The sequence below is a fragment of the Arsukibacterium indicum genome (genome assembly GCF_019100565.1).
Classification (GTDB): domain Bacteria; phylum Pseudomonadota; class Gammaproteobacteria; order Enterobacterales; family Alteromonadaceae; genus Alishewanella; species Alishewanella indicum.
This window is the reverse complement of the sequence record NZ_JAHRID010000007.1, coordinates 158,312-170,974: the sequence shown is the minus strand read 5'-3', so window position 1 is coordinate 170,974 and position 12,663 is coordinate 158,312. Positions and strand designations below refer to the sequence as shown.

Annotated in this window: 16 protein-coding genes; 5 read left to right on the top strand and 11 right to left on the bottom strand. The window is 47.0% G+C overall.

The features are described from left to right. Nucleotides 1–35: 35 nt before the first annotated feature. Nucleotides 36–257 carry a hypothetical protein gene (locus tag KQY15_RS14840; RefSeq protein WP_217670521.1) on the bottom strand — a complete coding sequence of 74 codons (222 nt, stop codon included), beginning with the start codon at nucleotides 255–257 and terminating at the stop codon, nucleotides 36–38. 196 nt (nucleotides 258–453) lie between these two features. On the opposite strand from KQY15_RS14840, the gene KQY15_RS14835 reads away from it, so the two are divergent. Beyond that, entirely contained in the window at nucleotides 454–870 is a 417-nt protein-coding gene (locus KQY15_RS14835; RefSeq protein ID WP_217670519.1) for a hypothetical protein, read from the top strand. Between the two features lie 50 nt (nucleotides 871–920). Here the strand turns inward: KQY15_RS14835 and KQY15_RS14830 are convergent, their stop codons facing one another. Beyond that, nucleotides 921–1,709: a putative porin gene (locus KQY15_RS14830; protein WP_217670517.1), complete on the bottom strand. Its 789-nt coding sequence runs from the start codon at nucleotides 1,707–1,709 to the stop codon at nucleotides 921–923. Between the two features lie 243 nt (nucleotides 1,710–1,952). Here KQY15_RS14830 and KQY15_RS14825 point away from each other — a divergent pair, with 243 nt between their 5' ends. After that, nucleotides 1,953–2,339 carry a DUF4920 domain-containing protein gene (locus KQY15_RS14825; RefSeq protein WP_217670515.1) on the top strand — a complete coding sequence of 129 codons (387 nt, stop codon included), beginning with the start codon at nucleotides 1,953–1,955 and terminating at the stop codon, nucleotides 2,337–2,339. Here the strand turns inward: KQY15_RS14825 and KQY15_RS14820 are convergent. Further along, on the bottom strand, nucleotides 2,336–2,806 hold the full coding sequence (locus tag KQY15_RS14820; RefSeq protein ID WP_217670513.1) for a DUF4269 domain-containing protein: 471 nt from the start codon (nucleotides 2,804–2,806) through the stop codon (nucleotides 2,336–2,338). The genes KQY15_RS14825 and KQY15_RS14820 overlap by 4 nt on opposite strands. Beyond that, nucleotides 2,799–3,338 (bottom strand): DUF6942 family protein, encoded by a 540-nt coding sequence (locus tag KQY15_RS14815; RefSeq protein ID WP_217670511.1) that lies wholly within the window; start codon nucleotides 3,336–3,338, stop codon nucleotides 2,799–2,801. The genes KQY15_RS14820 and KQY15_RS14815 overlap by 8 nt, the downstream gene beginning before the upstream one ends. Before the next feature lie 100 nt (nucleotides 3,339–3,438). On the opposite strand from KQY15_RS14815, the gene KQY15_RS14810 reads away from it, so the two are divergent. Further along, on the top strand, nucleotides 3,439–4,302 hold the full coding sequence (locus tag KQY15_RS14810; protein WP_217670510.1) for a DUF817 domain-containing protein: 864 nt from the start codon (nucleotides 3,439–3,441) through the stop codon (nucleotides 4,300–4,302). Between the two features lie 57 nt (nucleotides 4,303–4,359). On the opposite strand, the gene KQY15_RS14805 is transcribed toward KQY15_RS14810, so the two are convergent. From KQY15_RS14805 to ccoG, 3 genes are read right to left on the bottom strand one after another with little or no spacing between them, the layout of a single operon-like run. Further along, on the bottom strand, nucleotides 4,360–5,001 hold the full coding sequence (locus tag KQY15_RS14805; protein WP_217670509.1) for a thiol:disulfide interchange protein DsbA/DsbL: 642 nt from the start codon (nucleotides 4,999–5,001) through the stop codon (nucleotides 4,360–4,362). A 51-nt stretch (nucleotides 5,002–5,052) separates the two neighbouring features. Then, nucleotides 5,053–6,072: a serine/threonine protein kinase gene (locus KQY15_RS14800; protein ID WP_254795744.1), complete on the bottom strand. Its 1,020-nt coding sequence runs from the start codon at nucleotides 6,070–6,072 to the stop codon at nucleotides 5,053–5,055. Then, a complete protein-coding gene (gene ccoG / locus KQY15_RS14795; protein WP_217670508.1) occupies nucleotides 6,059–7,486 on the bottom strand; it encodes a cytochrome c oxidase accessory protein CcoG in 1,428 nt (475 codons plus the stop codon). The genes KQY15_RS14800 and ccoG overlap by 14 nt, the downstream gene beginning before the upstream one ends. Nucleotides 7,487–7,634: 148 nt before the next feature. On the opposite strand from ccoG, the gene KQY15_RS14790 reads away from it, so the two are divergent. Both KQY15_RS14790 and KQY15_RS14785 read left to right on the top strand, forming a co-directional pair. After that, on the top strand, nucleotides 7,635–8,000 hold the full coding sequence (locus KQY15_RS14790; protein ID WP_254795743.1) for a hypothetical protein: 366 nt from the start codon (nucleotides 7,635–7,637) through the stop codon (nucleotides 7,998–8,000). A gap of 28 nt (nucleotides 8,001–8,028) precedes the next feature. Then, a complete protein-coding gene (locus tag KQY15_RS14785; protein WP_217670506.1) occupies nucleotides 8,029–8,451 on the top strand; it encodes a DUF3010 family protein in 423 nt (140 codons plus the stop codon). A 30-nt stretch (nucleotides 8,452–8,481) separates the two neighbouring features. Here the strand turns inward: KQY15_RS14785 and KQY15_RS14780 are convergent, their stop codons facing one another. From KQY15_RS14780 to KQY15_RS14765, 4 genes are all read right to left on the bottom strand, one after another. Continuing rightward, the gene (locus KQY15_RS14780; protein WP_254795742.1) at nucleotides 8,482–8,793 is read right to left on the bottom strand and encodes a globin family protein; all 312 of its coding nucleotides are present in this window, start codon (nucleotides 8,791–8,793) and stop codon (nucleotides 8,482–8,484) included. Further along, nucleotides 8,780–9,478: a nucleotide-binding protein gene (locus KQY15_RS14775; protein ID WP_217670503.1), complete on the bottom strand. Its 699-nt coding sequence runs from the start codon at nucleotides 9,476–9,478 to the stop codon at nucleotides 8,780–8,782. The genes KQY15_RS14780 and KQY15_RS14775 overlap by 14 nt, the downstream gene beginning before the upstream one ends. Before the next feature lie 205 nt (nucleotides 9,479–9,683). Beyond that, entirely contained in the window at nucleotides 9,684–10,448 is a 765-nt protein-coding gene (locus tag KQY15_RS14770; RefSeq protein ID WP_217670501.1) for a peptidylprolyl isomerase, read from the bottom strand. 91 nt (nucleotides 10,449–10,539) lie between these two features. Next, the gene (locus KQY15_RS14765) at nucleotides 10,540–12,591 is read right to left on the bottom strand and encodes a DNA topoisomerase III (protein ID WP_217670499.1); all 2,052 of its coding nucleotides are present in this window, start codon (nucleotides 12,589–12,591) and stop codon (nucleotides 10,540–10,542) included. Nucleotides 12,592–12,663 lie beyond the last annotated feature (72 nt).

Sequence of the window (12,663 nt, the reverse complement as noted above, 5' to 3'; positions counted from 1 at the left end):
TAAACAGTATGATCATAAATACAGCAATCGCAAGTTCAAGGGACTGTTATTAGTGTCAATACGTATGTGTGAACCTGTTTAAATGCCTCTACAGCACTGAACTCCAGACCCGATTCCACTTCAGATTCATTCTTGCTTACCGACCAGATATAACCACCACACCAGCGGTCAGGATTATCTTCTATATAAATCGTGAAGCCGTTTATCTCTTCCTCATATGGCACCTTGATATCATTGCTTCTGGCGACGCTTAACATGCTGTTACTCCGGTTGCTTAATTAACCAGAGTATTAAACGGCGACGGGCTATGTACCACGGACAATAAGTCACATTGAGAGAATTTTTGTGCCAGGCCTACATCAGCTGAACCTGACTGCTTATTAATCAATTGCCTCAAGTTTACAATCATGCAACACTCGGCTGAGTAATAGGTTTGCTAACTAAGGATATGTCATGCAAACAACGTTTTCCCGGGATTACACCCTGCAAAATAAGCGCAGCCTCAGCGTACCTGTCTGGTTAAAGTTTCTGGGTGTTTGCCTGCTGGGCGCTCATTTTCTTTTTCTGTTGTATATCACCGGCTTTCTCTATCAGCAGCAACTGCCTGCTTTTATCACCATTACTACTGAAAGCGCTGGCATGGCATTTGGAATGATCTGGCTGTTTTTTATTGCTGCTGCCGCCAGCTTTTATGGCTTGATTACCGGTCGTTACTGGGGGTTAATAGCCTGTCTTATTCTAAGTTATCTGGGCCTTGCCGACGCCTGTTTGAGCCTGTTGACCAAGGGAAAGGTTGACCTTGGATTACTGCTTTATCCTCTTTTCATTTATCAGTTATATAAAGTAAAAGCGAAATGGGCACAGGCATAAAAAAGGGCAACCGAAGTTGCCCAAAACACCAGTGGAACTACCAGAGAAATTTAGAACTGACCAATTATGCTCAGGCTGTAGACCTTAAGATCTGAGTTATCAGCATTGCTGGCAAAGCCGGCTTCCAACGCCCAATTCTGATTAAAGAAATGCTTGGCATCTAAGCGGTAGCTATCTTCTTTATCGTAAGACACACCAACAGAAGTCAGCTTAGAGAAGTAATAGTCTGCTGATGCACCCCAGCTGGTATCGCCGTCGTTGTCAGCGATAGTTGCACCGATGGTAATAAACCGATCGCCACCCAGGCTGGCAAAATATTTGCTGCTGATGGTAAAGAAATCGAATTCATCATCAACAGTGGCGGTAAAGCCAAGGTAGTCGTTACCCTGCAGCTGATGATTATAGCTGGCTAAAAACTGGAAGTTGGTATCGTCGCCTTCAGGTTTTACGGCAACTGCGCGAACGATAAAGTTTTCTGAAATTAAGTAACCCAAACCAACTGAACTGACATCATAATCATCATAGCGATAGTGGCCAGCTGAAAATACCAGGCCGTTCTCAGCAAAATACTCACCGCCAATGCCATAGCTATTTTCATCAAAAGCACGGGCAAACGAGGCTGAAACATTACTTACATTCAGAATGTACTTAAACTGGTCCAATGGCCCCAGAGTTTGTATTTTGTCAAAAAAATAGCTGCCATTAAGTGACCAGGTGGTTTCATTATCACCACTGACCCGCAAATGCTCAGCCTGCAGCTCAGTAAACAGCTGATACTCTTCGGCAGAAACAGCAGTAGCGGTAAGCGCGATGGCTGGCAGGATGTACTTCAATGTCATTGTTTTATTTCCCTATGTTGTTGATTGCGGCGCGCATACTACAGCCGGAAAACAGCAAAGTAAAACAAAAGTTCATATTTATTTTACATTAAAGCCTTTTCGTTTACTTTGTAAGCTACCTTAGTTTATTTACCAACCAACAAAGGATAGAAACTAACCACAGCGCTCTAGATCCGATATTGCAAACGCTTGCCTTTCTCAGCTAATGCGCCAGAATAGGCTATCCGCTTCGGGAGCATAACTATGTATAAAACACTTTTAGCACTGGCATTTTCCACAACACTTTTCAGCGTTCAGGCTGCCACCGTTTTTGGTGAAGTTGTTGATAAACAAGCGGCGATGCCGGTATCGCAGTTGTTAGCTGAGCCGAAAATGCACTTACAGCAAGTGGTAACAATTTCAGGCACGGTTGACTCGGTATGCAGCAAACAGGGCTGCTGGATGAAATTTACTGCCAGCAATGAAAATGTGCCGTTCAGAATAAAAGTGCGCGATGGCGATATGGTGTTTCCGTTAAGCGCCAAGGGCAAAACCGCTTATGCGACAGGCCTGTTAAAGGTATGGGAACAAGGCGAAGATAAAGCCGACGGCTATCAGCTGATACCAACCGCTGTGGAAATTGCCGACTAGCTGATCGTACCCAGCCGCAATTGCACTAAATAATGTCGTAACTGCACCACTCGTTGTGGCCGGTTAAATAACTGATAAAGCTGTAACCAGTCAGCAGGTGGCATCCAGCATACGCTGTTTTGCCAGTGGCAACGTTGCGGATTAAATTGCCAGCGGCTAATGCTGTCGCCCTGCTTCACAGCTATGCCGGCCATCAGCTCAATATCTGGCCAGCCTTGCCTGCTAAAGCGGGCAAAATGGCTGCTGCAATATTCACTGTGTGCAGGCCTTTCCTGCAATTGAAACTCTGCTGCTAACTTATTGCAAATAGCAGCGAAGTCATCCTCGCTGCACACAATATCTATATCATTGGGAGACGTTTCCAGCCCCAGCTGCCACAGCAAGCAACTACCTCCCACGCCAAACTGCAATGGGCGTAATAATTCACATAGCTGCTGCAACTGTGCCAGTAGCTTACTATTATTCATCTAAATCCTTTATTAGCTGAGCTAAATAAGCCAGCTTTTCATTATTAAGCTGGCGATAGTCAAAATACGGGCATACCAGCAGCCGGTTAAACTTATCTATTGCAAATTCCTGATTCAGCCAGTTAAGTTGCGCCTTTAAACCGCTGTCCAGCAGCATTCTGGCGTGGCTTCGCCCGGCAATAATATGAATGTCACTCGTTTCAGGATTTAACCCGGGAATGCTAAACAGTAATGCGGTATCACTCCCTACCTGCAGTAAATGCTGGTCCCGGTACTGCTGCCAACTGCCAGCTTGCCGGCTATACGCAAACTGTTTTGTATCCAGCTCAAACAAAAGTTTGCTATACACGTTAAATACCTTGCGCCAGCCGTTACCACAAGCGCTGTTGATCAGGTTTATCTCATCTGTCAGTAGCGGTTTTACCTCACTTAACCCGGCATACTCTGCCATTGGTGGCCGCCTGGCAATATAAACCCGGAAGGCAGCAGCGGCATCACCAAAACCTGCGGCCACTATTGGTAAGGTTTTCATAAGTTTGCTCAGTATTAATTCAGCTTGCTACTTTAACATGACCCTTGCCTGCAACGTAGCGACAGGTTAGCTTAAATCATTGTCTTACTTTGGACTTTTTATGTCATCTTTTACCACAAACGGCGTTAACCGGCTGGACAACTGGTTAATGCAGGTTACCCCACCACCGCATACTGCCGGTCTGAAACGTTTCTGCTGGGAGTTCTGGTTTTTTGGCCTGAAACAAGCCCGGGCCTGCCTGTTTGTTGGTCTATTTTTCGCTTCGGTATTACTGGTGCCGCGAACCGGCTTATTTGGGGTTCCCCGCTACGATATGTTACTGATCCTGGCATTGCTGATTCAGTACTGGATGGTATGGAGCAAGCTGGAAACCGTTGACGAGTTAAAAGCCATTTGCTTGTTTCATCTGGTGGGGTTTGCGCTGGAGGTGTTTAAAACCTCTGGTGCCATCCAATCCTGGAGTTACCCCGATTTTGCCTACAGTAAAGTATTTGGTGTACCGCTTTTTGCCGGTTTTATGTATGCCGCGGTAGGCAGTTATATTATTCAAAGCTGGCGTTTACTGCAGCAACGGGTGGTGCATCATCCGCCTTACTGGATGGCGGTGCTGGTGGCTTTGCTAATTTATGCCAATTTTTTTACTCATCATTTTATCGGCGATTATCGCTGGTATATCGCGGCCGCAACCCTGGGGCTGTATGCCCGCACTATTGTCTATTTTACGCCGCTGGATCGCGAACGCAGTATGCCACTATTGCTGGGGTTTATTCTGGTCGGCTTTTTTATCTGGCTGGCTGAGAATATCAGTACCTTTATGGGGCTGTGGAGTTATCCAAACCAGTTGGGGGCCTGGTCGGCAGTACATATAGGTAAGTGGAGCTCCTGGTCACTACTGGTTATTATGACCTTTACCATAGTGGCACAGCTGAAATATGTAAAACAACGGATAGACGTACCGCGTTAGATACAAAAAAGGGCTGAAATTTCAGCCCTTTTGTTAAAACCAATACGTTAGTCTGTGTTAAGCGTCTTTTTGCAGCAGATAGCTGATCAGCTCCTGCAACTCATTTTCCAGATTACGCTGATTCAGTGATTCATTCAGAATTTTATATTTGTCATTGACTACCAGCATTGGCACTGAGCTCAATACCCGGCTTTCTGACAATTCAGTTTGCTCTTTTTTCATCTGACTGGCCGCACCACGCACTGAAAAACTGCGCATCGCTTTTTCATATTCTTCTGCTTCAATGTCGTTAATCAGCATCAGGCTGCGCACATCATCCTCGCTGGTAAATGGCACCCGGCTACGATGGATCTGGTTAAAAATGGCCGAAGCAATCTGGTCACCTTTACCCATATTTTTACCTACCAGATAAGCGCGGGCCAGCATATTCTGAATTTCAGGGGACGCCGCACGAATAAAATCGACATGCACTTTTTTGAATTCGGTGTCGTCAGGCAGTTTTTTGGCCAGGCTCTGGGCTACCGGCTCGAACCCATAACAGCCGCCGCAAAAGAATGAAAAATATTCTTTAACGACCGGTTTAGCTGATGCTTGCTCAGCAATAACCTCATAGTGCTTACCTTCGACAAACTTTGAATTAGCACTTACCGCCAGTGGCAATAACAGCGCAACAAAACACAGTGATAACAACTTTTTCATTTTAATCTCTATCCTCAATCAGGCCGGTTAGGCCTGTAGCTTAGCAAATTGTCAGTAGCCTGGCACCAGTGATAACGGCGGTTGCTGTAATAATGCCAGCTGCTCTTTTAACACCAGACATTGTTGCTCCCAGTATTTATCGGTGGCAAACCAGGGAAAACTCTGAACAAAGGCCTGATCCTGCCAGCGTCGCGCCAACCAGGCCATGTAATGCACTATACGCATTGCTCTGAGTGGCTCGATCAATTTTAGTTCCGCAGGATCAAACTCACAATATTGTTCATACTCTTCCAACATCAGCTCCAGCGTCATTCGCTGCTCTTGCTGATCGCCCGACAGCATCATCCAGATATCCTGAATAGCAGGGCCGGTTCGGCAATCATCTAAATCAACAAAAAACGGCCCCTGGTCAACGTAAAACAGGTTGCCGGCGTGACAATCACCATGCAGGCGGATTTGCCGTGCTGGCTGATACTGACGACTGGCCTCTGCGATTACCTGCTGCAGCACGGTATCAAAAGCAGGCCGCATATATTCCGGAATAAGCTCCAGCTTTGCCAGAACCTGCTGACTTTGCAGCAAATGACTGTCAACACTGAACGTGGGCCGGTAACTAAAGGTTTTTTTAGCGCCAACCTGATGCATCCGGCCCAGAAAACGCCCCAGCATAGCCAGTTGTTCGTCATTATCCACTTCCAGAGTACGGCCGCCACGGCTGGGGAAAACCGCAAAATAGTAGCCCTGATACTGCAGTAAACTGTCGCCGTTAAAGCGCAGTGGCGCCACCATTGGGATATCAGCGTCTGCCAGTTCAAACGCAAAATCATGCTCTTCCTGAATTTGCTGTGGGCTCCAGCGCTCTGGCCGGTAAAACTTCACCACATACTTTTGCGCCTGCTCACTGTGATCAGGGTAAGCAGTAAACTGATACACCCGATTCTCGTAACTATTTAATGCCAGCAAGCCACTGCTGACATCCAGCCCAAGCTGCAACAACGCATCTAAAATCAGCTCGGGCCCCAATGTAGCAAAGTCGAACCGGCTGATAATGTCCCGATTAACGGCCGGCAAAGAATTTATTCCCCTGAGTTACGCTATATCCTTTATCAGAAAGCTCAGTTACGCTGAATTCAATATCCATTACCGGCTTGGAGGCACTATAAGGGTCCAACGCCAGGCTCACCGGCACATTCAGGCTCTCGCCTCCGGCAATTGTAACTTCGGTCGGACCAATCCAGGTTAAATCCTTTACGCCGGAAACGGCTAGCTGATAGCTGTTAGCATGTTGTGATTTATTAATAATGCTTAGCGTATAGGTATTCTCTATCAACCCCTCCGGCGTTTCTCGGTACAGGGCACCACGGTCCCGGATAATGTCCAGTTCTAATGGCTTACGCAAATACAGGTTGGTGGCAAATGCGGCGCAAACAACCAATAAAATAACAAAATAGCCGACCAGTTTAGGTCGCAATATTCGGGTAGGTTTGCCATTTAAACTATGCTCAGTGGTGTAGCTGATAAGGCCTGGCGGATAGCCCATTTTTGCCATCGTATCATCACAGGCGTCGATGCAGGCGCCGCAATTAATACATTCATACTGCAGGCCATTGCGAATATCAATGCCGGTGGGACAAACATGTACACATAGATTGCAGTCAATGCAGTCGCCCAGGCCTTTTTCTTTATAGTCTTTGTCTTTGCGGCTCCGGGGCCCGCGCTGCTCACCGCGCTTTTCGTCATAGGTTACGGTAAAGGTGTCTTTATCAAACATGGCTGACTGGAATCGGGCATAAGGACAAATATGGGTACACATTATTTCCCGCATCCAACCGGCGTTACCATAGGTACACGCAGTAAAAAACAGCACCGATATCACTGCCCAGAAGCCGGCCTGAAAGGTAAAGAAGTCTAAGAAAAGTGGCCCCACCGGGGTAAAGTAACCAACAAAAATAAGTGACGTTAACAACGCAAACGCCAGCCAGCAAAAATGCGTTAAGGCCTTTTTGGCAAATTTAGATACAGACCATGGAGCCTGGTCCAGGGTCATCCGCTGATTGCGGCTGCCCTGGATCTTTTCTTCAAACCACATAAAAATAAAGGTCCAGACTGATTGCGGACACAGATAACCACACCATACCCGGCCATAAAATGCGGTAATAAAAAATAACGCATAGGCGGCGATGACAAAAATCCAGGCCAGAATAGTAAAGTCCTGCGGCCACAGTGTCAGGGCGAAGATATTGAATTTTTGCTCACCAATGTTCAGCAAAATCGCCTGGCTGCCATTGTATTGGATCCATGGCAGTAGCATAAACAGCGCCATAAATACAAAGCCCATATTACGGCGCAAGCTTTGGTGCAATCCTTTTACCGAGCGGACATAAATACGGTCCCGCGACGCATATTTTGCGTGGTTTGGCTGCTCCGGTGTGTAGGTTTCCACTTTTACCGGAATATTCTTTATGTCGATGCGGTTTTTATCCACTACTACCTCTTTCCAGCTGCTGTGCTGACGCTAGTATAACAGTCCTGAGCGCAGAATATTTGATATAAAATAAGCCACAGCGCAGCAGATGCGCCTTTGCCAAAAATACTTTACAATAGCGGCTGCGATTTTTGAGGTGCGCTATCTGATGAAAAAGTTTTTTTGGCTGGCTGTTATTGTATTATTACTGCTGACTTTCTCTGATCATGAGTTGCTCAGACCTTATCGTGATCAGCTATATGGTCTGATCCTGGATAATGCGCCAAGCTCAGGCAAAATGTCTGATGAGCAGGCAATGCGACAAATCCAGAAGCAATTCAGCCAACTTAGTGCAAACTGGGGTCAAGGTCAGCAGCAGCAGCTAAGCAAAGCAGCAGCGTCGAAAGACAGCCTGTTGGTATTTCATCAGCGTTATTGTGTAAATGGCGACTTCAACCCTATTTTATTTGGTGAGCCCCTTCGCCAGAGCTGCATCATTATTGACAGCAAGATGGAAGCACTAACCAGCCCTTAACCCGGCCACAAAACTATTGAGACTTATTATGCGTGTATGTGGAATTGAAATTAAAGGCAGTGAAGCAATCTTATGTCTTATGGCATTTAAAGACGGCTTATTCGATTTACCGGAGTGCCGCCAAACCCGCCTGGCGTTAAGTAATGACAAAGACGCAGAAAGTGTCCAGAAGTTTCAGTTTAATCTGGCGAAGCTGTTCGAAGACTACAAAGTTGAACAGGTTGTTATTAAAGAGCGGCCACAAAAAGGTAAATTTGCCGGTGGCGCAGTAGGTTTTAAAATTGAAGCCGCTATTCAGCTTATTACTAATTGCCGTAGCCAGATCTTATCTGCCAACACCATTAAAGAAAAACTGAAACAACATCCGCTGCCGGTCGATTTTAAAGATACCGGTTTAAAAGGGTTTCAGGAAACGGCATTTATTACCGCCTACGCCTTCTTAGCAAAATAATCCGGGCACGCCCTGCTCAATAAAACCGGCTTAGTCAGAGCCGGTTTTATTTTTGCTGCCCGGTAAGTGGCTCAGTTCAAGTTGTACCACCTGGGTAGCACGTAAAATCAGCCGCCGGATTAGTTTTGACTTCGCTTCCCCGGTTAATTCACTTAAATCATTTAACGCAGCGATCGCTTCTTCGCTCAGGGTAAATGTGGCATGGCGCATTGGCAGGCGGGTGCTGTCATCCTCTTCAGGTAATTGTTTGCGCAAACTAACGATGCGCGGCAACCCCAGCGCATAATTATTGGCATCTTCAATAAACTCGTCAGCGGTAAAAGCGGGTTTATTTGACTGCAAACACTTTTTCTTCAGGTCGCTCAGCGCCATCTTCTTGTATCGCCTTCATTGCCAGAAGTTCTTCAATAATTGCCCGGATTTCGCTGGCGGCTTTGCCATCACCATCAACATCCATCACCGACAAACCTTTCTCTTCACTGTCGTCGTAAATATTCCGGCTATAGGTAATATTGTCCAGTACCCGGATATTAAAAGACCTGCACACTTCCTTCGCTTCGATAATTCGCGGTGCCTGATTTGGCAACGACGGACACTGAGTCATCACACAACCGACTATCATGTCCGGGTTAACAATATTGCAGGCACTGACCAGGTCTTCCAGATGTTCCAGGGTTTTTAAGTCACGCCGTTTTGGCCGAAGTGGAAACAGAACATGGCTGGCAACTACCATAGCAGAGCGCAATGCCACGCTGTCTTGTCCGCCGCAGTCAACTACAACCACATCGTAATGCATTTCCAGACTTTTTAATTCAAAGCGGATTTTACCGTACATCTGCACACAGTTAATCCATGGCAGACTGGCATCCATATGCCGTTCCTGCACCCAGTCGGATGTTGTCCGTTGCGGATCACAATCAACCAGCATTACATTGGCTTTTTTTTCACGGGAAAAATATACGGCTATATTCTGCGCCAGGCAGCTTTTACCACTACCGCCTTTTTCACCACCTACTAACACTATCATTCACGTCACCTTCTTAAAAAGCAACAACATGCGGTTGCTCTGCAGTAAGCACAATAATAAGTGTAGGCGAGGTTAAAAAAGTTTCAGCGGTATCAGACAGAACTAATTGATATAAACATCTGTTTTTAATAAATATTAGTTACTAGAGAAACAAGTAAGCGCAGTGTTAATACTGCGCTTCCCGCTACGCGTCAAACGATGCCCATTATTGCTGACGACGCCGCCACCATAATAACGGAGCAAGAAACAATAAAGCCAGGCCACTGCTGCCACTGCTGCTTTCCGGCTCTGGCAGTAATGTATTAGGAACAGGATTCAGGCCAGCAGCAGTATTGGGCCTGGCATCCACTACAGTAATGCTTTCCACTGTAACCATATTGGCATTGGTCAGTGGCACATTATCAGCACGGTCATTTGCCGTATAGTTTCTCAGTGGCAGCTCCTGAATACCGTTAAAGTTATAAGTAGGCAAGTTGGCAATGGCCATTACCACTTCCATATCAGCCGCATTGATCTGACCAAATACAGCGTAGGCGCCTTCCACAATATCCAGTTTCGGGTTGCCGGCACTGTTATCAGCCAGATTAATAAACCACTGGCTGGTTGCACTATTCGGATTACCCGGAAACTTTGCCATCGCTATGGTAGCCCTCACATTGGAAAGCTTAGGCTCATTGACGATAGCGGCGTTTGTCTGAATAGGGGCTAGCGGAAGTTGCCCGGGAAAGCGAAAGCCACCACCCTGAATAATAAAACCAGGCACTGAACGATGAATAACGGTTTCATTATAACGACCGCTATTAACGTAATTTAGAAAATTCTGTACTGTAACCGGTGTGGTTTCATCAAACAAATTTACTTCAAAATCACCCAGACTGGTTTTTACCTGAACAATAGTAGCAATGGCCTGCTGGCTAACCAGCAACATAGTGGCGGCAACCACCGTTGATACAAAAGTTGGCTTACTCAAGGTTTTCTCCTGCACAAACAGTTAAATTAAGTGCAGTGAGGATAATCAGCTCCAGCCGGGCTTACCAGTGCTATTACACTTATTAACTAATTCACACAGATGTCTGGGTATTTGCCGTTGCAATATTGGCCTTGCTAACCTTTTGTGCAGCCGGACTGCGGCGATAGGCTTTTTTCTTCACTGCCGGCCTGCCAGCAGTGCCCTTTGCTGACTGCCGTTGTTTAGTTGATTTTGCAGGCCATTTTACCGGCTTACCGGCGCCTAAACCCTGAGGATTTGCTGCGCCAGCCTGAACAATTAACCGATGAAGGTTATCAGTTAATGGTTGCATAAACGCCTGATAACTCAGTTGGCGCTGACAAATATCATTTAATGCGGCCTCCCAGCGCGCCGTCATATCCGGCAAAGATGCCTCCGGCGGTAATGCGGCTATCAGCGCCTTGCCGGCAATGGTAGCCCGAATATTTTTGCCTTCCCGCTTTAAAAAATTACGCTTAAACAGCAACTCGATTATGCCGGAGCGGGTAGCTTCAGTTCCCAGGCCATCGGTATCTTTTAGTACCCGCTTAATCTGCGGGTCTGTTACATACCTGGCAATACCTGTCATCGCGCTTAGCAGGGTGGCATCGGTAAAGGGCGCCGGAGGCTGTGTTTGTTTCTCCAGCAGCTGGCTATCGCTGCAGCGTAGCTGCTGCCCTACCACAAGTGCCGGTAAACTATGCTGTAACGGCGGTTCATTATCATTAACAGGGTGCTGCCCCTGATTGCCGGAATTAATTTTGGCAGGCAGCAACGCTTTCCAACCCGCCTCAGTTTGCTGCCGGGCTTTTGCGACAAAGCAACCACCGGCAAGGCGAAACTCCGCTTTAGTGTCAGTAAAACAGCAAGCGGGGTAAAACTGCATAAAATACTGACGGGCAATCAAACCATAAAGCTTTTGCTCTGTCGCCGTCAGTCTTTCTGCTGACAATATTTTAGCCGTTGGAATAATCGCATGGTGCGCTTCTACCTTACTGTCATCCCACGCTTTGCTCTTCAGCTGCAGGTTTGCTCCATCGAATGCAGCTTGCAGCGACGGCATATTTGCGGCAACAGCGCGGCCTACTTTGTCAGCTTCGGCAAAATGGGCGGTCGGTAAATAGCGATTGTCTGAACGCGGATAGGTAATTAACTTGTGCCGCTCATACAGCTGCTGACAACTATCGAGCACCTGCTGTGCACTGAGCCCGTGCGCCCTTGCCGCGTCAATCTGCAATGCCGACAAACTGTAGGGTAAGGGTGCATAGTGCTTTTTATCCTGCTGCTGCAATGCAGTAACTTCAGCTGGCTGCCCTTTTATTGCCTGCTGTACTTTAGCGGCTAACGCCCGCAGTATAACCCTGCCTTCAGAGTCCTGATAGGGCTCGCAGGCCGCACTGGGCTGCCACACTGCAGTTAAACCTGCACCTTCATCATTAACCAGTTCTGCCTGTACCTGATAGTAATTCACGCTTTTAAAATCAGCTATTTCTGCATCCCGGCGCACCACCAGCCCCAGTAACGGCGTTTGTACCCGACCAACTGATAACACCCCCTGATAGCCTGCCAGCTTACCCCGCAGGGTATAGGCCCGGGTCATATTCAAACCATATAGCCAGTCGGCCCGGCTGCGGGCCAGGGCAGAGGTAGACAACGGCACAAAGTGCTTATTGGGCTGCAGCTGCTTTAAGGCCTGACGAATAGCTGCTGCATTCAGATCATTGATTAATAAACGTTTAACATTATGCCGCTTCGCTGCTGGTACCTTGCACCAGGCTATCACTTCATCTACCAGAAGCTGGCCTTCCCGATCAGGATCGCCGGCATGTATTAATTGATCTGCCTGCTTAATTAACTTTTGCAAAATAGTAAGCTGTTGCTGCGCCGATTGCCGCGCCTTTAACTGCCATTTATCAGGAATTATCGGTAGATGATCGGCCTGCCAGCGTTTATAATCAGGGTTGTAGTCTTGTGGTTCGGCCTGCTCCAGTAAGTGGCCGACACACCAGCTGATAACATCACCATTGGCAAGGCGGATACAACCGGTATCTTTCTGTTGTGGTTTGGGCAGCGCAGCCGCAATGGCCCGCGCCATGCTGGGTTTTTCAGCGATGTAAAGGATCATAGCAGCCACCAATACTGTATAAATTAACAGTTAATTTAGTTGTTATGACAGAAAAATGCAAAAATAATGTGA

Bases quoted from the DNA above. Each gene is read 5' to 3' on its own strand.
- KQY15_RS14790 (WP_254795743.1), top strand. From the start codon at position 7,635: ATGAAAAAGTTTTTTTGGCTGGCTGTTATTGTATTATTACTGCTGACT.
- KQY15_RS14805 (WP_217670509.1), bottom strand. From the start codon at position 5,001: ATGAAAAAGTTGTTATCACTGTGTTTTGTTGCGCTGTTATTGCCACTG.
- KQY15_RS14840 (WP_217670521.1), bottom strand. From the start codon at position 257: ATGTTAAGCGTCGCCAGAAGCAATGATATCAAGGTGCCATATGAGGAA.
- KQY15_RS14810 (WP_217670510.1), top strand. From the start codon at position 3,439: ATGTCATCTTTTACCACAAACGGCGTTAACCGGCTGGACAACTGGTTA.
- KQY15_RS14765 (WP_217670499.1), bottom strand. From the start codon at position 12,591: ATGATCCTTTACATCGCTGAAAAACCCAGCATGGCGCGGGCCATTGCG.
- KQY15_RS14820 (WP_217670513.1), bottom strand. From the start codon at position 2,806: ATGAATAATAGTAAGCTACTGGCACAGTTGCAGCAGCTATGTGAATTA.
- KQY15_RS14775 (WP_217670503.1), bottom strand. From the start codon at position 9,478: ATGATAGTGTTAGTAGGTGGTGAAAAAGGCGGTAGTGGTAAAAGCTGC.
- KQY15_RS14825 (WP_217670515.1), top strand. From the start codon at position 1,953: ATGTATAAAACACTTTTAGCACTGGCATTTTCCACAACACTTTTCAGC.
- KQY15_RS14830 (WP_217670517.1), bottom strand. From the start codon at position 1,709: ATGACATTGAAGTACATCCTGCCAGCCATCGCGCTTACCGCTACTGCT.
- KQY15_RS14815 (WP_217670511.1), bottom strand. From the start codon at position 3,338: ATGAAAACCTTACCAATAGTGGCCGCAGGTTTTGGTGATGCCGCTGCT.
- KQY15_RS14785 (WP_217670506.1), top strand. From the start codon at position 8,029: ATGCGTGTATGTGGAATTGAAATTAAAGGCAGTGAAGCAATCTTATGT.
- KQY15_RS14835 (WP_217670519.1), top strand. From the start codon at position 454: ATGCAAACAACGTTTTCCCGGGATTACACCCTGCAAAATAAGCGCAGC.